This window comes from Flavobacterium sp. 21.1 (assembly GCF_057801535.1).
This window is the reverse complement of sequence record NZ_JBYNXA010000001.1, coordinates 355,271-375,931: the sequence shown is the minus strand read 5'-3', so window position 1 is coordinate 375,931 and position 20,661 is coordinate 355,271. Positions and strand designations below refer to the sequence as shown.

Here is a 20,661-nt window from a genome sequence, read left to right as displayed (position 1 = left end):
TTCAATCTATTTTTAATGCTCTCATTTCGTTTATTTTAGGAAATAAAAAAAATGAAAATATTTTTTTAGAATCCTACGTACTCCGTTATTTCAAGGCCGTATCCAATCATTCCGACACGTTTAGTTTGTGCCGAATTGGATAATAATTTGATTTTTGAAATGTCCAAATCATGTAAAATTTGTGCACCGATTCCAAAATCTTTAATATCGATCTTAATTTGTGGCGCTTTGTGAACACCTTTTTCCTGTAATTCTTTTAATTCCGACAAACGGCTTAACAGATCAGAAGCCTGGGTTTGGTGGTTTATAAACAAAATAGCGCCTTTACCTTCCTCATTGATACGTTTGAACATATCATCCAGTTTCTTGTCGGCATCGTCATTTGTAAGCGTACCTAAAATATCATTATTGATATGCGTTGAATTGATACGTGTCAGAATCGGCTCTCCGGCACTCCAACTCCCTTTTGTTAATGCGATATGTACCTGCTTGTTGGTAATCTGCAGATAGGCCCGTAAACGGAAATCTCCAAAACGCGTCTGGATTTCGAAATCTTCCTTTTTATGAATAAGACTGTCGTGCTGCATTCTGTAAGCAACCAAATCTTCGATGGAAACCAGTTTCAGATCTAATTTCTTTGCAACTTCAACCAACTGAGGTAAACGTGCCATCGTACCGTCATCGTTCATGATTTCGCAGATAACACCGGCAGGACGGAAGCCAGCCAAACGTGCAAAATCGATTGCCGCTTCAGTATGACCGGTACGTCTTAAAACGCCTCCTTCTTTTGCGATAAGCGGGAATATATGTCCGGGACGACCTAATTCGAACGGTTTTGTGTCCGGATTTACTAATGCTTCAACGGTTTTCGATCTGTCAGCTGCAGAAATACCTGTAGTTACGCCGTTTCCTCTTAAATCAACGGAAACGGTAAATGCGGTTTGCATTGGATCGGTATTGTTGCCCACCATCGCGTGAAGATCTAATTCCTTACATCTTTTTTCCGTTAGTGGAGTACAGATAAGACCTTTTCCGTAAGTAGCCATGAAATTGATCATTTCAGGGGTAACTTTATCGGCAGCGGCTAAAAAATCGCCTTCATTTTCACGGTCTTCATCATCTACAACAATGATGACTTTTCCCTGACGGATATCTTCTATCGCTTCTTCGATCGTGTTGAGTTTTATTTTTTCAGTAGTTGACATTTTTGTTTTGTTTTTTATCTCAATTCTCGTCGAGATCTGTTTTTTCTGTGTTGCTTAATGTTTTGTTTATTAATTTTTGTACCGGTTCAATGATCCAGTCAAAATTAACCATCACACCAATATCGTTAGTTGCTCTGTATGTTAGTAATATGGCTAGCGGAGACAGGACAAATGAGGATAGCCAACAGCCTAAAAATGGCGGAATACCGTTTTCCTGCGCTACTTTTTTACCGAATGTATTGATGAAATGGAAGATGATGAAAATCAGTACTGCAAAAACAATCGGTAATCCTAATCCTCCTTTTCGGATGATCGCGCCTAAAGGTGCACCTATGAAAAACATAAGAAGACAAGAGAAGGCAACTACAAATTTCTCATGTAACGCAATCCAGTGTTTGTTGATGTTTTTCTTCTTTTCAAACAAATCATTTTTATTGTTTTGAATAGAAAAATCCGTACTGGAAACGTTATTCAGTGCTGATTCCAAAATCTGACTTTTTTCATTTGTTGAAAAAGTGGCCAGGACATCATCACTGCTTTTGAATTTTCCGGTAGAAGGATAAAGTTTGGGTTTCAGAGTAAATTCAATGCCCTGAGAGATATTGTCGGTAAAGGAAATCACGTCTTTTTTATAACTTTTCTGAAGGGAATCAATGGTGAAATTCAATTCACTTACGTTAAGCATCGTATTGGTATTTACGATTTCACCTTCTGCCTGGCTGTTGTTTAAGTTCGTAAGGTCGATATTTATCGTATATTTTTTAAAATTGGCTTTGGCGAAAGGAAGTTTACGCTGTTCTTCATATTTTTTAGGGTAAACGTCCTCATAATAATAACCGTCAATCAAGTCCAGTTTAAGGATGTTAGACCCTTCTTCGCTTTTCAAAACCCCTCTGTTGGCTTTTATAACGGTCTTGTTTCCGAATCCTTGGGCCGACTTAATGTGCATCGTCACACCTTCAAGCAATTCTCCGTTTTCACCTGATTTTTTATCTACTTTGATGTTTGAATTACCGATGGTGTTAAATTGTCCTTCCGCAATAGCCATCGCCGGTTTTGTCTGCAGAATATCTTTTCGCAGATTGATGAATTTATATTCAGCTTTCGGAATTACGGTATTGGCAAAAAAGAATGCGGCAAAACTCAGCAAAAAGATAAAAACCGTTAGTGCTTTCATAGCTCTTCCAAGCGAAATACCTGCTGATTTCATTGCAGCAAATTCATAATTCTCGGCGAAACTTCCGAAAGTCATGATGGAGGCCAACAGTATCGAGAGCGGTAAAACTAAAGGAACGATCTTCGGTGAATAAAAAACAAGGAATTTAATTACGACCATGTAATCAAGATTTTTACCAGCCAATTCCGAAATGAAAAGCCAGATACCTTGTAAAATGAATATGAAAAAAAGGATTACAAATACCGAAGAAAATGTAGTCAAAAAGGATTTAAGAATGTAACGATCTAAAATTTTCACCCGAAATCTAGTCTAAATTATTGATGTAGTAATTAGGATATTTACTCTGGGTAAAGGTAAAATGATTTTTCGAAATAGGCTGATTAGTTTTAAAAGAATTAACAACGATAGTGGTTTTCGCTCCGTTCTTATTCATTTCAATCAGATTATAGATGTTTTTAGTTTGGGCATCTATGCCAAGTAGAATTTCTTTACGGTTGTCTTTTGGGTTTGTCGGAACCAGTTTTACGTATTGGATCTGTCTTCCCTTGATGTTTTGTGTGATATCCCAATAATACTTGTAACCTGAATTAAAGAAGGTCAGCATTTTGGCCGGCGTTAAATTATTGGCATCGTTATCATCGTTTTTTGAAATCGTAATCTCTTGGTCTTCAGGAACGATGGTGTAGTTCTTCTTTCCGTCAAAAATTTTGGTTACCCCCATAAAATTCAACACGTATTGATTTCCTTTCATGGTAACATTTCCTTTGCTTTCCTGATCTACGTTTTGCTTTAAATTCTGTACGGAATAGCTAAAGTTAATGACGATATTATCGTAACTTTTTACTTTGGCCGTAACATCATCCAACAGATCTTTTGCTTTTTGCGAGTTCTGTGCATTAGCCGGAAGACTCAGGAATAAAGCAAAAAATAAAGCAATCACGATTTTGCAAATAAAAAGGGGAGAAGAAGTATTATGGTGTATTTTCGATTTCATTTTACATATTGTTTTGTTCGTTAGCGAAAAAATGTTCCAGAGCTACAAGATCAGGAATATTAACGCTTCTTGCCTTACTGCCTTCAAACGGGCCAACGATTCCGGCAGCTTCCAACTGATCGATCAATCGGCCGGCGCGGTTGTAGCCCAGTTTCAGTTTACGTTGCAGTAAGGACGCAGAGCCTTGTTGTGCCGTAACAATAATTTCGGCAGCTTCCCTGAACATCGAGTCTCTTTCGGAAATATCTATATCAAGACTTATGCCACTTTCTTCGCCAACGTATTCCGGCAACATGTAAGCATTAGGGTAGGCTTTTTGTGAACCAATATATTCAGTAATTTTTTCAACTTCAGGTGTATCCACAAAGGCACATTGAACACGGATGATATCATTACCTTGTGTATACAATAAATCTCCACGACCAATCAGCTGATCCGCTCCACCAGTATCCAAAATGGTCCTGGAATCAATTTTCGAAGTTACTCTGAAAGCAATTCGGGCAGGGAAATTCGCTTTGATCATCCCCGTAATTACGTTCACCGAAGGACGTTGGGTAGCAATGATCAAGTGAATTCCGATAGCACGTGCCAGCTGCGCCAGACGGGCGATAGGCGTTTCTACTTCTTTTCCGGCAGTCATGATTAAGTCGGCGAACTCATCCACTACCAATACGATATACGGTAAAAATTTATGCCCGTTTTCCGGGTTCAGTTTTCGTTGTTTGAATTTCTCATTGTATTCCTTGATGTTACGAACCATTGCATCTTTAAGCAAAGAATAACGGTTGTCCATTTCGATACAAAGCGAGTTCAACGTGTTGATTACTTTCGTGTTATCGGTGATAATAGCATCTCCGTCATCCGGAAGTTTTGCTAAATAATGTCTTTCTATTTTGTTGAATAGCGTCAGCTCCACTTTTTTAGGATCGACCAAAACAAATTTCACTTCGGCCGGATGTTTTTTGTACAACAATGAAGTAAGTACCGCATTCAATCCTACAGATTTACCCTGACCGGTTGCACCTGCCATCAACAAGTGAGGCATTTTGGCTAAATCCACCACAAAAGTTTCATTTGAAATGGTTTTACCTAAAGCAATTGGTAATTCCATCTCGGCCGACTGGAATTTCGGAGAAGCAATAACGCTTTTCATCGAAACCATGGTCGGATTGTTGTTCGGAACTTCGATACCAATGGTTCCTTTTCCAGGGATAGGAGCAATGATACGAATACCTAATGCCGCTAATGAAAGCGCAATATCGTCTTCCAGGTTCTTGATTTTTGAAATTCGGATTCCCGCTTCCGGAACGATTTCATATAAGGTAACGGTCGGACCAACAGTGGCTTTGATTTGGGAAATCCCGATGTTGTAGTTTTTCAGTGTGTCTACAATTCGGTTTTTGTTTTCTTCCAGTTCGGCCTGATTGATGGTAATTCCGCCCGATGAATATTCTTTTAAAAGCTCAATCGATGGGAACTGGTAATTGGATAATTCCAATGTAGGATCGAATTCACCAAAATCCTGAACCAATCGTGCTGCTAAATTTTCCTCAACCGTAGTTTCTTCTTCGATTTTTTCGATTGTAAAACTATCGTCGTCGGTTTGGATAATCTCAGATTTCGGAACTTCCGGTGTAATCGGAATTACCGGTGGAACAACATGCGGAACTGCAACCGGAGGAACTGTTTTTAAAGTGATTTCCGAAGGATGTTCTATTGTCGGTTTTAAAGCTTCCTTGTTTATTTCAAAAGAGGAAGGAACCGTTTTTAATTCGATGTTCGAAAGGATCTCGTCGTCTTCCGCGTCATTGAAATCCAGACTCGGATTTGAAGTCAGAACTTCTTCGTCCTCTATTATAGGTTCATCAATAGCATTGTTGTCGTTAACATCCGTAAACAGTGGAGTAGGGATGTTTGAATTGTTTTCGGGAACTTCTTTTCCTTCGTTTAGTTCTTCTTCGAATGATCGGCTTCTGCTCTCAAAGAAATTTTTGATTCCTTCAGTGGAAACCTTGATTTTCAGAATAAGATAAACGATTACACCGAAAAGCAATACAAGAAACGTTCCGGTCTTACCAATGTAATCCTGAGTGAAAAGATTCATCTCATAGCCAATAACACCTCCCAATTGCGGGATATAATCCCAGAAAAATCCGCAAAGAACCGAAATGACCACCATGGCGAACATATCCCAGAAAATGGAACCTTTCAGTTTTGCCAGTGAAATGTCAACCAACATGTAAGCGCCGGCTAAAAAGAAAAGACGAACGAACAAAAAAGAAGCCGCTCCGAATCCTTTGTATAAAAAGAAATCAGACAGATAAGCTCCGAATTTCCCTAACCAGTTATAGGTTTTCTCGCTTCTGTCTGCGAATGAGGTAAGCGAACTCTGGTCGTATTCCCCATAGATATAATAGGAAACGAACGAAAGCAGTAATGCCACTGAAAATAAAACAAGCAAAGCCCCAATAAGGACTTTGTTTCTACGATTTAACTTCCAGCCAGATTTCGGAGTTTCTTCGTTCGATTTTGATTCAGAAGTTTCTTTTTTTGATGTCTTCGCCATTTAGAATACTGAAATTTGGTAAAAAATAGATAATCGTTTCTAAATTAGATTATTCTTGGTAAATATATAATTAATCCGATTGCGATTGCAGACATTGCAGCGAAAAAAACCGCTCCGGCAGCAATATCTTTTATAAAGCCGATGCGTTCATGGTAATCGGGGTGAATAAAATCAGCGATTTTTTCAACAGCGGTATTCAAGCCTTCAATACTTAACACCAATCCGAAAATCAGAACCTGAAACATCCATTCGGTTTTAGAAATATTAAAATAAAATCCGGCAGCAATCATCAGTACAGCAATAGAGGACTGCACCATCACGCTGTGTTCTGTTGTAATCAATTTAACAGCGCCTTTTACGGCAAAACCTACACTTTTTAACCTTCCTGTTACGAAGGAATTGTCTTTGTTGATTTCCATTAAAGTGCTGCTAAAGCTTTTTCGTAATTAGGCTCGTCAACGATATCCTCAACCTGTTCCGCATGTTTCACAACTCCGTTTTCATCCAAAACGATTACCGCACGTGAATGTAAACCAGCCAAAGGACCGTCAGTGATAGTTAATCCGTAAGTGTTTCCGAAAGAACCGTCTCTGAAATCCGATAGGTTAACCACATTTTCCAAACCTTCGGCACCACAAAAACGATTTTGAGCAAATGGTAAGTCGCGAGAAATACATAGTACTTTCGTGTTTGTGAGGTTGCTTGCCGTTTCATTGAATTTACGAACCGAAGTGGCACAAGTGCTTGTATCGATACTAGGGAATATATTTAAAACCAATTTGCTTCCTTTGAAATCGGTTAATGAAACCGTTGATAAATCAGTTTTTACTAAAGTGAAGTCTGATGCCTGTGTGCCTACCTGAGGTAATGAACCCGTCGTGTTTACTGGGTTTCCTTTTAATTTTATCTGAGCCATTTTTTCTGTTTTTTTAGAGTTTCAAAAGTAATGAATTTATTTTAGAAATGGTTTTTTGCCGAATTCCTTTTTTGTTTAATTTGTTTATCGTAATATTGCAATATAAAAATATATAAAATGGGAGCTTCAAAATCAGAATTCTTTTCGGAGCAGCAAAACGAAATGGCGTCCTTGTTCAAAGCTATCTCGCATCCGGCAAGAGTGGCCATAATTGAGTATCTGTTAAAGGTGGATTCGTGTATTTGCGGGGATATTGTAAATGAATTGCCATTGGCGCAGCCTACAGTTTCCCAGCATCTGAAGGAATTGAAAAGCGTGGGAATCATTAAGGGAAACATTGAAGGTACAGCGATTTGTTATTGCTTAAATCCGGACACTATGAAAAAACTGGAGAATTATTTTTCAGGAATATCGAATAATCTAATTATGAAATGTTGTTAATATAAAATACTGTAATTATGAGACTATCAGAAATTAAAGAAGTATTGAAAACAGTCGAGACGGTAAACTTTCAGTTGCCTGACGGAAGTTTAGTTCCGGAGCATTTTCACGTAACTGAAATAGGGGAGATTACCAAGAATTTTATCGACTGCGGAGGAACGGTTCGAAAAGAAACCGTAGTAAATTTTCAGCTGTGGGATGCTAATGATTATGAGCATCGTTTAAAACCGCAAAAGCTGTCACACATCATCGAATTATCTGAAAAAATATTGAATATTGATGATAATGAAATTGAAGTGGAATACCAGTCCGAAACCATCGGAAAGTATGATTTGGATTTTAACGGAACCGATTTTGTTTTGGCAGCAAAAAAAACAGCCTGTCTTGCGAAGGACAATTGCGGTATTCCGGCTGAAAAACAAAAAGTGTCATTAAAAGAATTGCAAACACAAACGGCATGCTGTGCACCAAATTCGGCATGCTGTTAATATTAAATTGAAATTATAATGAAAGAAAAGATTTTAAAGTTTAAAAAACCTATTATTATAACCAGTTCTGTTGTCCTTCTTCAGCTTGTTTTTGGCTTCGATCCTAAGTTCTGCATCATCAATATGATATGGTTATTTGTTTAAAATGATGAAAAAGAACATTTTGGTACTTTGTACCGGTAACAGTTGCAGAAGCCAGATAGCGGAAGGATATCTGCGTTACTTTTCAAAAGAGAAAGCCAACGTTTACAGTGCCGGTGTAGAAACTCACGGTGTTAATCCGAAGGCTGTGACAATAATGAAGGAAGACGGAATTGATATTTCCGGGCATACCTCAAATAATATTGATGAGTATACGGAAATACCGTTTGATTTTGTAATCACCGTTTGTGACAATGCAAAAGAACGTTGTCCGTTTTTTCCAAGTAAAGCAGTCAAGTTTCATCATAATTTTACGGATCCTGCCAAAGCAATTGGAAACGAAGAGGAAATCATGAATCAGTTCCGATTAGTTCGTGAAGAAATTAAATCGTATTGTAAGCAATTTGTGGAGGATAATTTATAATTCAAATCGCTGTTTCGGATACTAAAAAAGCCTTTCTTGTCAAAAGAAGGGCTTTGGTATGGGAAATGTTATTTGTCGATGGAACCCAAAACACGTTGCATGAACGTATTTAATGCTTCTTTTTTATCGGTTCCGTCCTTTATCATTTTGTTTACTTCCAGGGCGCCATACATGTTGGAAAGTAATTCACCGATAACATCCAGTTCTTCATCTTTTAATGAGGGAACTTCCGTTAAGGCTTCCAATACTTCGATCGTTTCCACAATATAATCCTGATCGTTTTCTTCAATAAACTGCGTCAGTTGTTTTATTACCGGTAACTTCATGATTATACGATTTCGTTTACCAAATCCGTCAAAACTTCCGCTTTATTGGTTTGTGTTTCGTTTACCAGTTTTCCGTTTACGAAAGTTGCAAATGTTGGAAGGTTGGAAACATTAGCCAGTTTTCTTGATTCCGGAGAATTTTCAGCATCTACCAAAACAAAAGCGATATTTTCATTTTCAGATGAAAGTTTTTTGAATTTCGGTTTCATGATTCGGCAGTTCCCGCACCATGAGGCAGAAAATTGCACTACCACTTTTTCGTTTGTGTCAACTATATTTTGAAGCGTGTCTTCGTTTAATTCTATTAACATGGCGTTTTTGATTTTTTTAATTTAAACCCCAAATCCCAATTTTCATCGGAATTTGGAGTTTTGTATAAGTTTTACTGATTAGTTTTTGCTTAAGTAAGCAGCAGTACTTAATCTGTCAGCTGTCATAGCTTCTTTTCCGTTTTCCCAGTTAGCAGGACAAACTTCACCTTTAGTCTGAACGTGAGTGTAAGCATCGATTAAACGTAAGTACTCACCAACATTTCTTCCTAATGGCATATCGTTTACGCTTTCGTGGAAAATTTTTCCAGTCTCGTCAATCAGGTAAGTAGCTCTGTAAGGAACGTTTGAACCTTCGATTAAATAATCTCCTGTTTCTTCATTGAATACTTCTTCCGCATCTAAAATCCCTAAAGCAGTAGATAAATTTCTTGTAGTATCAGCCAATAATGGGTAAGTTACACCTTCGATTCCTCCGTTTGCTTTTGCCGTGTTTAACCATGCAAAGTGAACTTCGTTAGTATCACAAGACGCACCGATTACGATAGTGTTTTTTGCATTGAATTCAGGTAAAGCAGCCTGGAACGCGTGTAATTCTGTTGGACAAACGAAAGTGAAATCTTTCGGATACCAGAATAATAATACTTTTTTATTGTTTTTTGTAGCTTCTTCAAGAACGTTGATTCTTAAGTTATCACCCATTTCTGAAATAGCATCTACGGTAATGTTCGGGAATTTTTTTCCTACTAATGACATAATGTATCGGTTTTTTAAAGATTATTTTTTTTAACAATGCAAAAGTAGCCATTCCAAAATAGTTTCAGCATTGCCCTTTATTATAATTTTTTATTTTATGATAGGAAATAGTTATCATGACGTTATTTTTAGATTTTTCAAACTTATAATGTTATTTATACAATTGGTTTTATATATTTGTTTCCCTCAAAAAAACGTGATAATCTGATGTTTTTGAGAGGTTATTTGTTAAAATCTAATCAAATTACCGAAAACAATATTTATGTCATTTTCTAATTTATTCCGAAAGAAATCGGTATCCGACATTTTAGATCAGGTTGCCAAAAATCAAGCTGACGGTCATCATTCCCTTGGTAAGCATCTTACAGCAAGGGATTTAACAGCATTTGGAATTGCGGCTATTATCGGTGCCGGAATTTTCAGTACCATCGGAAAAGCCAGTGCTGACGGCGGACCGGCCGTTATTTTCTTATTTATTTTTACCGCAGTAGCCTGTGGTTTTGCTGCTTTTGCTTATGCAGAATTCGCATCTATGGTTCCGGTTTCGGGAAGTGCTTATACTTATTCGTATGTTGCTTTTGGAGAAATTGTAGCCTGGATAATTGGTTGGGCGTTAATCATGGAATACGCCATCGGGAACATTACGGTTGCGATTTCGTGGAGTGATTATTTTACCAGTTTGCTCGAAAGTGGCGGGTTGCATCTGCCGGAATGGATTCAGATGGATTATTTATCTGCGACTAAAGGTTATCACGAAGCAATGGCTTTGATGCAAGGAGGAAAATCGTATGAGAATTTGAGTGATAGCCTGAAAATGGCGCACACAGCCTGGACCACATCACCTACAATAGGTTCTTTCCATTTAATTGCTGATTTACCGGCGCTTCTTATCATTTTGTTGATTACTTGGTTGGTTTACAGAGGGATGAAGGAATCAAGAAATGCAAGTAACATGATGGTTGTTGTTAAGTTGTGTATCATTCTATTGGTTATTGCTGTTGGAATTTTTTACGTAGATACTGCTAACTGGTCGCCTTTCGCACCTAACGGAGTATCAGGGATTTTAAAAGGAGTTTCAGCAGTATTTTTTGCTTATATAGGATTTGATGCCATTTCAACTACTGCAGAGGAATGTAAAAACCCGCAACGTGATTTACCGAGAGGAATGATGTGGGCGATCATTATATGTACGATTCTTTATGTGATCATTGCATTGGTACTAACAGGAATGGTGAAATACTCTGATTTGAACGTAGGCGATCCGTTAGCCTTCGTTTTTGATAAACTGAATCTAAAATGGATGTCAGGAATTATTGCCGTGAGTGCCGTTGTAGCGATGGCGAGTGTTTTGCTGGTTTTCCAGATGGGACAGCCTCGTATCTGGATGAGTATGAGTAGAGATGGGTTATTACCAAAACGATTCTCAAGAGTGCATCCTAAGTTCCAAACACCATCTTATGCGACAATAGTTACAGGTTTTGTGGTAGCTATTCCGGCTTTATTCTTAAATCTTACTATGGTTACCGATTTGTGCAGTATAGGAACTTTGTTCGCATTCGTACTTGTTTGTGCCGGCGTATTGGTGTTGCAGAATAAAACCGATATTCCGAGAGGTAAGTTTAAAACGCCGTACATCAATTCGAAATTCATTTTCCCGGTATTACTGGTTATCGGCTTGATTATTTCCTTTACGCAGTTTAAAGAGAATACGATGGGTTTCATTACTAATGAAAAACAAATCAATGACGCTGCTACGATAGTTACTTCTTTGGATGAAAACCAGACGAAAGAAGTTTTTAGCTATTTGCAAACGGTTAAAAAAGATGTACAATCCGCGGATTTGGAGGAAGTTTTAAGTGAAATAAGTCAGGATGAAGCAACTTATAAAACTGTGGTTGATAATATGCCGATTGATAATTCAAAGAAATATGAAAGCGGTTTTGACCTGTTTAAACATAAAATTCCAATGTGGATTTTCTTGCTGTCTTTACTTGGATTTGCCGTTTGGTCATGGAAACAAAACCTGTCTCTGATTCCTTTATTAGGGCTTGTAAGCTGTTTATATATGATGGCCGAATTAAGCGTTTGGAACTGGATTTATTTCACATGCTGGTTGTTAATCGGATTGAGCATTTATTTTGGTTTCAGTCATAAAAACAGTAAGCTGAATTTGAATAGAATTTCAGCGCGAATTGAAGATTAAGATATGAAAATCCCGGGTAACGCCCGGGATTTTTTTTTAGTTCAACAATTCAGTTTCGGTATGAAGGGAACAGTGCCACTTATTATTTTCTTTGACCCAAGTGGAGGTGCAGGCACAATTTTGTTTTTTACCGGCCATTTCGACTTCTATGTGATAGGCTATAATTGCACTGTTTTCATTAATTTCCTGTGTTTCCACGCTTGAAAATTTACCAATTTTCATAGTTGTTTCTGCACCGGAATCAAACATTTTCTTAAAAGTGGGCTCATCTACGCTTTGTACGCCATTTTTACTGGCTACAATACAAGGGAAATGGGTAAGATTCTTTACGGTTTCGTAATTGTGGCTTTCCATTCCCTTCCAATATTTTTTTTCCAATTCAATAATCTGTGGTACCATAATTTCTTAGTTTATAGATTAGACAACTGTAATTACAAAGTTCAGATAAAAACTATATGATATAAAGCACTTTAACACACATTTGTTTGTTTGATTGAAATGCTGAAACAAAAAATCCGTCCTGTTTTCACAAGACGGATTAATTTTAAAACCTTTAAATTCTCAAATTCTCAAATTCTCAAATCTTCAAATTTTTACTTCAAATGAACATTAAAGTAGTCAGCGATTTTAGCATACATATGGATTCGGTCTCTACCGGCCACATTATGCTCGTGATTAGGATATAAGAAGTAATCCACTTGTTTACCTGCTTTAATACAAGCTTCGATAAAGTTCATACTCTGTTGTTGAACCACAACCGGATCCTGAGCTCCGTGAATCACCAATAATCTTCCTTTTAAGTCTTTAGCTTTGTCTAACAATGACGCTTTTGCATACCCTTCAGGGTTTTCCTGTGGTGTATCCATGTAACGCTCACCATACATTACTTCATAATATTTCCAGTCGATTACCGGACCTCCGGCAACACCTACTTTGAACGTATCAGCTTGGCTTGTCATTAATGAAGTTGCCATGAATCCACCAAAACTCCATCCAAAAACACCAATTTTATCAGTATCTACAAATGATTTTGATTTAAGGAATTCAACACCTTTCATTTGATCAGCCATTTCGTTTACACCCAACTGACGGTGGTTAACATCGCAGAATTTCTTTCCACGGTCACCACTACCACGGTTATCCAATGTAAATACTACGTATCCCTGTTGTGCCATATAGTAGTCGAAGTAGCCTCCGCCACCCATCCAACGGTTGTTCACCAATTGCGCATGAGAACCTCCGTAAACATAAACCATTACAGGGTATTTTTTGGTAGCGTCGAAATTAGCAGGGTAGATGATTCTTCCGTTTAACGGCGTTTTACCGTCTGCCGAAGTTATCGTAACCAATTCCATTTTCGGCATCTCTACTTTTCCTGTAAATGGATTGTCCGCTTTGATTAAATTGGTTGCTTTGTTTGATTTTACGTCGATAATTGAAATCTCGTTCGGCGTACTAACATTGCTGTACTGGTCTAAAACCATAGTTCCGTCTGAAGAAACAGAAGCATTATGCGTGCCCGAAACAGTCGTTAGTTGAATTGTTTTTCCGGATTTGATATCAACCTGGAATAATTGTCTGTCTAAACCGTTGTTTGTAGTTCCGATGTAATTGATTTTCGTGTTTTTGGCATCAAAACCTAATAGATCTTTTACGATAACGTCTTTAAAACCTAAGTTTTTCAACAATTTTCCGTCGGTATTGTACAAATACATTTGGTCGAAACCATTGAAGTCTGTCTGATAAATGAATTGGTTCGGATTGTTTGGAACGAAAGTCAATGCATGTTGCGGCTCAACCCAAGTAGTAGCTTTTTCTTCAAACAATGTTTTTACGAAAGCTCCCGTTTTTGCATCGTACTTGTTGAATTTCATGTGATTTTGCTCACGGTTCAAAATTCCGATGAAAATATATTTTCCTGTTGGTTCCCAAGAAACCATTGTTAAATACTGTTCTTTAGGTTCTCCGGTTTGAATAGTGACTTTTTTACCTGATGCCACATCGAAAATAACCAATGTTACATTTTCACTGGTCATACCGGCCATTGGGTATTTAACATCTTTGTTAGCCGCTTCACGCTCATTCCAGTTAACGATAGGGTAGTTGCCCACCATGGTCTCGTCTTTTCTGTAATAGGCCAATTGTGTTCCGGCTTCGTTCCACCACATACCGCGGTCGATACCGAATTCCTGACGATGAACATAATCGTTACCATTTACGATTCCCTGGTTTTCATCATTTGTTACTTCGATTACTTTTCCTGAAGCATCAGTAATTCTGATATTGTTTCCTTTTAACCAAGCGGTGTTGTTGTTAGAAGAGAAAATCGCTGAGGCAGCCTGAGCGTCAAATGCGACGGCATTCGTGATTTGCTTAGAAACTACATCATAAATTACTTTATAATTGTTTTTCTTACCCGAGATTTCGGTTTCGAATGTAGTAGCTGTTTTCCAGCGTATTGCCATAGGGAAAACTTTTACCACAAATTCATCATTTGGAAATTTTGCTTTAAGAGCACTTTCGAACTCTGTCTTTGTTGCTAAAGTGGTTTCTTTCCACGAAGTTGCTGCACTTTTTTCCAATAAATTAGAAAAATCACTGCTTAAATAAGTGATCGCTTTAGAATCTTTACGCCATTGCTGCGCAGTTTGGGTTGTCGGAGCAAATTTTCTGCCACCCATAACAGTTTCTTCTATAGTTAGCGGTCGCTGTGCAAATACTACCGAACCGGTAAGAAGAAAGATCAAAGTAAATTTTTTCATTGTTTGATTAAAATAATTTGGAGGCTAATTTATATAAAGTTGTTTTGTGTTAGTGTTAATGAATACAAAAAAATGATTTACACTGAATTATAGTTACATTTTTCACAAAATTGTTATAAAAAACGAAATAAAAGTGTGGTTTTGAAAACGATATGTTGTTAAAAAATGCTAATTTTAGCAATGTTAACATATTAATTCTGAATAATATGAGAAAAAACTTTACTCTAACCATGTTTCTCTTATTTGTTCTGCTTCTATCCCTGCCGGGCAGATTAATGGCACAAATAAATTGTGGAACACCTACTTATTTAATGGCAACGAACATTAGTCAAACTGGGGCAGTACTTTCTTTAGGAACTACAGGCGCTACCGGTGCATACAATATTCGTTATCACGGTCCTAATTCAACGACCTGGATTACGTTGAACAATGTCACAATGCCTTATCAACTGGGAAATTTGACATGTGGCGCAGCTTACGAATGGCAGGCGCAGCAGGTTTGCGGAACAACCCCAAACAATGTGTACGTTTTAAGCGATTGGTCAGTAGGCTCAATGTTTACTACTACTCCTTGTGCACCGCCGGTATGTCCTGTACCAAGCAATTTGTCGGCTACGAACATTACGCAAACAGGAGCCGTTCTCTCTTTAGGAGCTAATCCAACTGACGGAACGTATAACATTCGTTATCATGGTCCGAATTCAGCAACATGGATTACGGTTAACAATGTTGCCTTACCTTTTCAATTGGGTAATTTAACATGTAATACTTCGTATGAATGGCAAGTACAAAAAAATTGTGCTAATGCGGCTGGTACTACAGGTGCTTTGAGTGATTGGTCAGTGGGTGCTACATTTGCGACAGCTGCTTGTCCGACGCCGCCTGAGTGTCCTGTTCCCTCTAATTTAACTGCAACAAATATCAGCCAAAACGGAGCTGTACTTCATTTTGGAACTACTGCTACGTCAGGAAGGTATAACATTCGTTATCATGGTCCAAACTCCACAACCTGGATTACGATCAATAATGTAACTGTTCCGTTCCAGTTAGGGAATTTGACTTGTGGCACGGCTTACGAATGGCAGGCGCAACAGATTTGTACTATTACAGGTGCTCAAAATTATAATTTTAGTGCCTGGTCAGCGGGAGCAGCATTTACTACTTTGGCTTGTTCAACGCCACCTGATTGTCCTGTACCGACTTATTTATCGGCAACAAATATCAGTCAAACCGGTGCGGTACTTAATTTAGGGACTATTGCAAATACGGGAACGTTCAATATTCGTTATCATAGTGCAAGTTCAGCAACCTGGATTACGATAAATAATGTTACGATGCCTTTCCAATTGGGTAATTTAACATGTCATAACGGTTACGAATGGCAAGCGCAAAAAGTTTGTTCCAACAACGCTGGTACAGCACCTGTTTTAAGTGCATGGTCAGTTGGTTCTGCATTTACTACTTTGGCTTGTCCAACGCCTGACTGTCCGGTACCAACCAATTTAACGAGTACGAACATTAGTCCGAATGGAGCGGTTCTTTCCTTGGGAGCAAACACACCTGCCGGAATATACAACATTCGTTATCACGGTCCGAACTCTGTGAACTGGATTACAGTTAATAACGTTACAATGCCTTATCAGTTAGGTAATTTAATGTGTAATACCACTTATGAATGGCAAGCACAACAGGTTTGTGCTAATTCAGGAACTACAACAGGAGCATTGAGTACTTGGTCAACAGGAGTTGCATTTAGTACACTTGCATGTCCTGCGCCAACTTGTCCGGTTCCAACTAATTTGTCGGCTACGAATATTACACAAACGGGAGCGGTTCTTTCTTTGGGATCAAACACACCTGCCGGAATGTACAATATCCGTTATCACGGTCCGAACTCGACAAACTGGATTACAGTTAATAACGTTACCATGCCTTATCAAGTGGGTGGTTTAATGTGTCATACCACTTATGAATGGCAGGCACAACAGGTTTGTACTAATTCAGGAACTACAGCAGGTGTTTTAAGCGCTTGGTCAGTAGGTGTTTCATTCACAACAGCTGCTTGTCCTACGCCAACATGTGCTGCACCATCTAATTTAACAGCTACTAATATCAGTCAGACAGGAGCGGTGCTTCATTTTGGAACTACTTCAGCTAATGGAATGTACAATATCCGTTATCATGGTCCGAATTCAACGACTTGGATTACAGTAAACAATGTTGCTGTTCCGTTCCAATTGGGTAATTTATTGTGTAACACGGCGTACGAGTGGCAGGCACAACAGATTTGTGCAACTTCTCCGGGAGCAGCACCTGTTTTAAGTGATTGGTCAGCGGGAGCAGCATTTACTACACTTGCATGTCCTACAACAACTTGTCCGGTTCCGACTTATTTATCAACAACGAATATTACGCAAAATGGAGCAGTGCTTAACTTAGGTACAATTGCAAATACGGGAATTTTCAACATTCGTTATCATGGTCCGAATTCAACGACTTGGATTACTATCAATAATGTGACAATGCCTTATCAATTAGGTAATCTAAATTGTCATACAACGTATGAATGGCAGGCTCAAAAAGTTTGTGCTAATTCAGGAACTACTACAGGTGGTCTAAGCGCTTGGTCTGCGGGCGTTACATTCACAACGGCTCCTTGTCCAACGTCTGACTGTCCGGTACCAACCAATTTGATGGCGACAAACATTAGTCCGAATGGAGCCGTACTTCATTTTGGAACTACTACTACTGCAGACAGATATAACATTCGTTACCGCGGCCCGAACTCAGCAACATGGACCACTTGGAATAATGTTACTGTTCCTTTCCAGTTAGGTAATTTAATGTGTCATACTAATTACGAGTGGCAGGCGCAAAGAATTTGCCGTACTGCGGCCGGAACAGTAAGTGGCTTAAGTCCATGGTCTGTAGGGGCTACATTTACAACGACGGCTTGTCCAACGCCAACATGTCCGATAGCAACCGGTTTAACAGCAATAAACATTACTCAGACAGGAGCATTACTTCACTGGAATGGTATTGCAGGTGTTGCTGCTTACATGGTTCGTTACAAACCGGCCAATACTGATTTAGCGTTTACTACGGTTACTACCACGACTAATTCAGTTCAAATCGATGGATTAAGAACCGGAGCGGTTTATATCTGGCAGGTATCAGTGGTTTGTCCGAATGCTACTTCAATTTCAAACTGGTCGCCGCAAGCGATGTTTGCAACAAGATCGTCATTGGTTGCTTATCCTAATCCTGCAAATCAGTCGACATCAGTTTCGTATTGGTCGGACAGGGTAAAAACTGTAGATGTTAAGATATTGGATCTTTACGGGAAAGAAGTAATCATTCAAAAAAGAGACGCTGTTGAAGGTAATAATGTATTTGGAATCAATACTTCAGGAGTAGCAGATGGTTTATATATGATCGGAGTTTATTCCGATGATGTGCTAACTACTTCGAAAGTAATTATCAAACATTAGAAAACTTTTAGAATAGAATTAAAAGTCGGTCGGGAGTATATTCCGGCCGATTTTTTTATGTGAGGAATCCAAAGTAGGAAACAAAAAAAAACCGCTAATGATTACTCAAAAGCGGCTCATAACATTTAACCAAAAAAACTTAATTATTTCTAATACTAAGTTCATCGTTCAGAATTGAAAGTTCCTTCATGCAGTCTTTCATCATGTTGTAGGTTCTTTCAATATCATTGTCCAGACCGATGGAGAAACGAATTAATCCGTCAGTCAGTCCCATTTCTTTTTGTTCGTCAAGCGGAATTTCAGAAGATGTGGAAGTTCCCGGTGCACTGAATAAAGTCTTGTAAAATCCTAAACTCACTGCTAAATAACCCAGGTTTCTTTCCTGCATCAATTCCATTAAAGCATTGGCTTTGTCTAATGATCCCACATCAATGGTCATCATTCCTCCAAAACCGTATTCCGGATTGATCATGGTTTTGTAAATCTCATGACTAGGATGCGATTTCAATCCCGGATAAACCGTTTTAATTCCGTCTGCTTCGAATTTCTCTGCCAAATATTGTGCATTGTAACTGTGCTGTTTGATTCGGATATGAAGCGTACGAAGGTTTTTCATTACAGAAGCCGAACGTAAACTGTCCATAGTCGGACCTAATAACATGCTCGCACCGTCATTTACATTTTTAAGGTCATTTATGAATTCCTGAGAAGCACAAACCACACCACCAACAGTATCACTGCTTCCGTTGATGTATTTTGTCAAACTGTGGATTACAATATCCGCACCTAATTTTATCGGTGCCACAGATAATGGAGAAAAAGTATTGTCAACAACCAATTTAAGGTTGTGTTTCTTTGCGATTTTAGCCAAAGATGCAAGATCAGCCACTTCCAATAGCGGATTACTTACCGTTTCACAGTACAATACTTTTGTGTCCGGAGTAATGGCAGCCTCAACTACATCTAATTTTGTAATATCAACAAAAGTCGTTTTCACGCCCATACGAGGTGCGAAATTTTTAAGGAAAGCATAAGTTCCTCCATAAATAGTACGGCTTGAAACAATATGATCACCGTTCCCGCACAACTGTAATAAAGTAGGAGTGATAGCGCCCATTCCTGAAGCTGCTACGTTAGCGCTTTCAGTTCCTTCCATTGCAGCCAAAGCTTTGTCTAAGTACAAATTACTTGGTGAGGAATGGCGGGAATATAAGTAACAACCTTCAGCATTACCTTCAAAAGTATCAAACATTGTCTTAGCTGAAAGGAAAGTATAAGTTGAGCTGTCAGAAATAGAAGGGTTTACGCCTCCGAATTCTCCAAAATATTGTAAATCCTGAATTTTATCTGCCGGATTGAATTTTTCCATGATAAATATCTTTATTGTGATGTTTTTAGTTATAAAAAAGCCAAAATAAGGTTATTTGTGAAAAAAAATCAATAGATAGGATTGTAATTAGATAATAAAACTATAAAAGTTAATTTTTAAAGATTATATTTAAATTCTATTTGTTAAATTTGGCCTGTAAACCAAAAAATATTCTTCCGATGACATTTGATGCAATCGATAAAAAATTACTGAAGTTGCTGCAAGCAGACAGTAAGCAGACCACAAAAGAGCTTTCCACGAAGTTAAATCTTTCAGTTACCGCTGTGTACGAACGCATTAAAAAGCTGGAAAAAGAAGGCATTATTGATAAATATGTTGCTTTGGTAAACAGAAATAAAATCGACAAAGGGTTTGTGGTTTTCTGTCATTTGAAATTATTGCAGCATACAAAGGAATTCATCAATCAGTTTGAGAAAGAAGTTGTCCAGCTTAATGAGGTTTTGGAATGTTTCCATGTGAGCGGTGATTATGATTACATCCTTAAGGTTTGCGTAAAAGACATGGAAGAATACCGTGAATTTATCATTACTAAACTAACAACATTACAGCATATAGGAAGTACGCACAGTACTTTTATGATTGGTGAAGTAAAAAATACAACTGCTTTTCATATGTAAAAGATTACAATTTTTTTTAAAAATATTTGTTTTTTGTAAATATTGGATTACTTTTATATTTATTAATCAAAAAGTAATTTTTTTATGAAATCAAGATTGTTAAACATTCAGGGAGCTGAAGTGCTTTCAGAAGAAAGTCAGAAAATGATAATCGGATCAGGAAAAGGCGGAAATCCGGATTTATCACTATGCGGTTGTTCATGCAGCGGAGCCGTTACCGGACCTGCTTATTGCGTAGAATACATCGCTTGCCCACAGGTTTATACTTGTAAAGACGAAATATAATTCAGTCGTTATAATCGTTTTGTCCCAAAGAAAGAGAAGCCCTAAAAGAAATTTTAGGGTTTTTTTTGTGTTTTTGGCTTATTTAAAACGGAAGACAGTTGTTCTGTCTAAAAAAAGGAATCATCTTTATTTTCCTAAATAATCGAACTCCGTATAAACAAAATTCCTTAATTTTGTCACTCTAAATTTTTTAAAAACACATCATAAAAT

19 protein-coding genes are annotated in these 20,661 nt (G+C 38.0%); 7 read left to right on the top strand and 12 right to left on the bottom strand.

Annotated features, from left to right (window positions below; translation table 11 throughout):
• Positions 1 to 65: 65 nt before the first annotated feature.
• The 6 genes from ribB to tpx are packed head-to-tail and all read right to left on the bottom strand — an operon-like array spanning position 66 to position 6,858.
• Entirely contained in the window at positions 66 to 1,205 is a 1,140-nt protein-coding gene (gene ribB / locus AC3E9U_RS01670; RefSeq protein WP_488745165.1) for a 3,4-dihydroxy-2-butanone-4-phosphate synthase, read from the bottom strand.
• Positions 1,206 to 1,224: 19 nt separating this feature from the next.
• A complete protein-coding gene (locus AC3E9U_RS01665; protein ID WP_488745164.1) occupies positions 1,225 to 2,679 on the bottom strand; it encodes an LptF/LptG family permease in 1,455 nt (484 codons plus the stop codon).
• Between the two features lie 7 nt (positions 2,680 to 2,686).
• Positions 2,687 to 3,376, bottom strand: a complete 690-nt coding sequence (gene lolA1, locus AC3E9U_RS01660) for an outer membrane lipoprotein periplasmic chaperone LolA1 (protein ID WP_488745163.1) — start codon at positions 3,374 to 3,376, stop codon at positions 2,687 to 2,689.
• A gap of 1 nt (position 3,377) precedes the next feature.
• Positions 3,378 to 5,942 carry a DNA translocase FtsK gene (locus tag AC3E9U_RS01655; RefSeq protein ID WP_488745162.1) on the bottom strand — a complete coding sequence of 855 codons (2,565 nt, stop codon included), beginning with the start codon at positions 5,940 to 5,942 and terminating at the stop codon, positions 3,378 to 3,380.
• Positions 5,943 to 5,986: 44 nt separating this feature from the next.
• Positions 5,987 to 6,361, bottom strand: a complete 375-nt coding sequence (locus AC3E9U_RS01650; protein WP_488745161.1) for a diacylglycerol kinase family protein — start codon at positions 6,359 to 6,361, stop codon at positions 5,987 to 5,989.
• Positions 6,361 to 6,858 (bottom strand): thiol peroxidase, encoded by a 498-nt coding sequence (gene tpx, locus AC3E9U_RS01645; RefSeq protein WP_488745160.1) that lies wholly within the window; start codon positions 6,856 to 6,858, stop codon positions 6,361 to 6,363. Before tpx ends, AC3E9U_RS01650 begins: the two co-directional genes overlap by 1 nt.
• A gap of 117 nt (positions 6,859 to 6,975) precedes the next feature.
• Here tpx and AC3E9U_RS01640 point away from each other — a divergent pair, with 117 nt between their 5' ends.
• The 3 genes from AC3E9U_RS01640 (at position 6,976) to AC3E9U_RS01630 (ending at position 8,352) form a co-directional block, all read left to right on the top strand.
• On the top strand, positions 6,976 to 7,299 hold the full coding sequence (locus AC3E9U_RS01640; RefSeq protein ID WP_244338664.1) for an ArsR/SmtB family transcription factor: 324 nt from the start codon (positions 6,976 to 6,978) through the stop codon (positions 7,297 to 7,299).
• 17 nt (positions 7,300 to 7,316) lie between these two features.
• Positions 7,317 to 7,787 (top strand): DUF6428 family protein, encoded by a 471-nt coding sequence (locus tag AC3E9U_RS01635; RefSeq protein ID WP_488745159.1) that lies wholly within the window; start codon positions 7,317 to 7,319, stop codon positions 7,785 to 7,787.
• A gap of 148 nt (positions 7,788 to 7,935) precedes the next feature.
• On the top strand, positions 7,936 to 8,352 hold the full coding sequence (locus AC3E9U_RS01630) for an arsenate reductase ArsC (RefSeq protein ID WP_488745158.1): 417 nt from the start codon (positions 7,936 to 7,938) through the stop codon (positions 8,350 to 8,352).
• Between the two features lie 68 nt (positions 8,353 to 8,420).
• Here AC3E9U_RS01630 and AC3E9U_RS01625 read toward each other — a convergent pair whose 3' ends face one another.
• The 3 genes from AC3E9U_RS01625 to AC3E9U_RS01615 all read right to left on the bottom strand — a co-directional run bounded on the left by AC3E9U_RS01625 (position 8,421) and on the right by AC3E9U_RS01615 (position 9,703).
• The gene (locus AC3E9U_RS01625; RefSeq protein ID WP_244338666.1) at positions 8,421 to 8,678 is read right to left on the bottom strand and encodes a DUF6952 family protein; all 258 of its coding nucleotides are present in this window, start codon (positions 8,676 to 8,678) and stop codon (positions 8,421 to 8,423) included.
• A gap of 2 nt (positions 8,679 to 8,680) precedes the next feature.
• Positions 8,681 to 8,989, bottom strand: a complete 309-nt coding sequence (locus tag AC3E9U_RS01620; RefSeq protein WP_488745157.1) for a thioredoxin family protein — start codon at positions 8,987 to 8,989, stop codon at positions 8,681 to 8,683.
• A gap of 78 nt (positions 8,990 to 9,067) precedes the next feature.
• Entirely contained in the window at positions 9,068 to 9,703 is a 636-nt protein-coding gene (locus tag AC3E9U_RS01615; RefSeq protein ID WP_488745156.1) for a peroxiredoxin, read from the bottom strand.
• 262 nt (positions 9,704 to 9,965) lie between these two features.
• On the opposite strand from AC3E9U_RS01615, the gene AC3E9U_RS01610 reads away from it, so the two are divergent.
• On the top strand, positions 9,966 to 11,906 hold the full coding sequence (locus AC3E9U_RS01610) for an amino acid permease (protein WP_488745155.1): 1,941 nt from the start codon (positions 9,966 to 9,968) through the stop codon (positions 11,904 to 11,906).
• Positions 11,907 to 11,942: 36 nt separating this feature from the next.
• On the opposite strand, the gene AC3E9U_RS01605 is transcribed toward AC3E9U_RS01610, so the two are convergent.
• Positions 11,943 to 12,305: a nuclear transport factor 2 family protein gene (locus AC3E9U_RS01605; protein WP_488745154.1), complete on the bottom strand. Its 363-nt coding sequence runs from the start codon at positions 12,303 to 12,305 to the stop codon at positions 11,943 to 11,945.
• A gap of 194 nt (positions 12,306 to 12,499) precedes the next feature.
• Positions 12,500 to 14,668 (bottom strand): S9 family peptidase, encoded by a 2,169-nt coding sequence (locus tag AC3E9U_RS01600; protein WP_488745153.1) that lies wholly within the window; start codon positions 14,666 to 14,668, stop codon positions 12,500 to 12,502.
• Positions 14,669 to 14,898: 230 nt separating this feature from the next.
• On the opposite strand from AC3E9U_RS01600, the gene AC3E9U_RS01595 reads away from it, so the two are divergent.
• Complete coding sequence (locus AC3E9U_RS01595) at positions 14,899 to 18,159, top strand: T9SS type A sorting domain-containing protein (protein ID WP_488745152.1); 3,261 nt, start codon at positions 14,899 to 14,901, stop codon at positions 18,157 to 18,159.
• A 139-nt stretch (positions 18,160 to 18,298) separates the two neighbouring features.
• On the opposite strand, the gene AC3E9U_RS01590 is transcribed toward AC3E9U_RS01595, so the two are convergent.
• Positions 18,299 to 19,528, bottom strand: a complete 1,230-nt coding sequence (locus tag AC3E9U_RS01590; RefSeq protein WP_488745151.1) for an aminotransferase class I/II-fold pyridoxal phosphate-dependent enzyme — start codon at positions 19,526 to 19,528, stop codon at positions 18,299 to 18,301.
• 179 nt (positions 19,529 to 19,707) lie between these two features.
• On the opposite strand from AC3E9U_RS01590, the gene AC3E9U_RS01585 reads away from it, so the two are divergent.
• Both AC3E9U_RS01585 and AC3E9U_RS01580 read left to right on the top strand, forming a co-directional pair.
• Positions 19,708 to 20,166 carry an Lrp/AsnC family transcriptional regulator gene (locus AC3E9U_RS01585; RefSeq protein ID WP_488745150.1) on the top strand — a complete coding sequence of 153 codons (459 nt, stop codon included), beginning with the start codon at positions 19,708 to 19,710 and terminating at the stop codon, positions 20,164 to 20,166.
• 84 nt (positions 20,167 to 20,250) lie between these two features.
• On the top strand, positions 20,251 to 20,451 hold the full coding sequence (locus tag AC3E9U_RS01580) for a hypothetical protein (protein WP_488745149.1): 201 nt from the start codon (positions 20,251 to 20,253) through the stop codon (positions 20,449 to 20,451).
• Positions 20,452 to 20,661: the final 210 nt, after the last annotated feature.

Coding starts and splice junctions, on each gene's coding strand:
- ribB (WP_488745165.1), bottom strand. CDS start 1,205: ATGTCAACTACTGAAAAAATAAAACTCAACACGATCGAAGAAGCGATA.
- lolA1 (WP_488745163.1), bottom strand. CDS start 3,376: ATGAAATCGAAAATACACCATAATACTTCTTCTCCCCTTTTTATTTGC.
- AC3E9U_RS01655 (WP_488745162.1), bottom strand. CDS start 5,942: ATGGCGAAGACATCAAAAAAAGAAACTTCTGAATCAAAATCGAACGAA.
- AC3E9U_RS01650 (WP_488745161.1), bottom strand. CDS start 6,361: ATGGAAATCAACAAAGACAATTCCTTCGTAACAGGAAGGTTAAAAAGT.
- tpx (WP_488745160.1), bottom strand. CDS start 6,858: ATGGCTCAGATAAAATTAAAAGGAAACCCAGTAAACACGACGGGTTCA.
- AC3E9U_RS01640 (WP_244338664.1), top strand. CDS start 6,976: ATGGGAGCTTCAAAATCAGAATTCTTTTCGGAGCAGCAAAACGAAATG.
- AC3E9U_RS01635 (WP_488745159.1), top strand. CDS start 7,317: ATGAGACTATCAGAAATTAAAGAAGTATTGAAAACAGTCGAGACGGTA.
- AC3E9U_RS01630 (WP_488745158.1), top strand. CDS start 7,936: ATGAAAAAGAACATTTTGGTACTTTGTACCGGTAACAGTTGCAGAAGC.
- AC3E9U_RS01625 (WP_244338666.1), bottom strand. CDS start 8,678: ATGAAGTTACCGGTAATAAAACAACTGACGCAGTTTATTGAAGAAAAC.
- AC3E9U_RS01620 (WP_488745157.1), bottom strand. CDS start 8,989: ATGTTAATAGAATTAAACGAAGACACGCTTCAAAATATAGTTGACACA.
- AC3E9U_RS01615 (WP_488745156.1), bottom strand. CDS start 9,703: ATGTCATTAGTAGGAAAAAAATTCCCGAACATTACCGTAGATGCTATT.
- AC3E9U_RS01610 (WP_488745155.1), top strand. CDS start 9,966: ATGTCATTTTCTAATTTATTCCGAAAGAAATCGGTATCCGACATTTTA.
- AC3E9U_RS01605 (WP_488745154.1), bottom strand. CDS start 12,305: ATGGTACCACAGATTATTGAATTGGAAAAAAAATATTGGAAGGGAATG.
- AC3E9U_RS01600 (WP_488745153.1), bottom strand. CDS start 14,668: ATGAAAAAATTTACTTTGATCTTTCTTCTTACCGGTTCGGTAGTATTT.
- AC3E9U_RS01595 (WP_488745152.1), top strand. CDS start 14,899: ATGTTTCTCTTATTTGTTCTGCTTCTATCCCTGCCGGGCAGATTAATG.
- AC3E9U_RS01590 (WP_488745151.1), bottom strand. CDS start 19,528: ATGGAAAAATTCAATCCGGCAGATAAAATTCAGGATTTACAATATTTT.
- AC3E9U_RS01585 (WP_488745150.1), top strand. CDS start 19,708: ATGACATTTGATGCAATCGATAAAAAATTACTGAAGTTGCTGCAAGCA.
- AC3E9U_RS01580 (WP_488745149.1), top strand. CDS start 20,251: ATGAAATCAAGATTGTTAAACATTCAGGGAGCTGAAGTGCTTTCAGAA.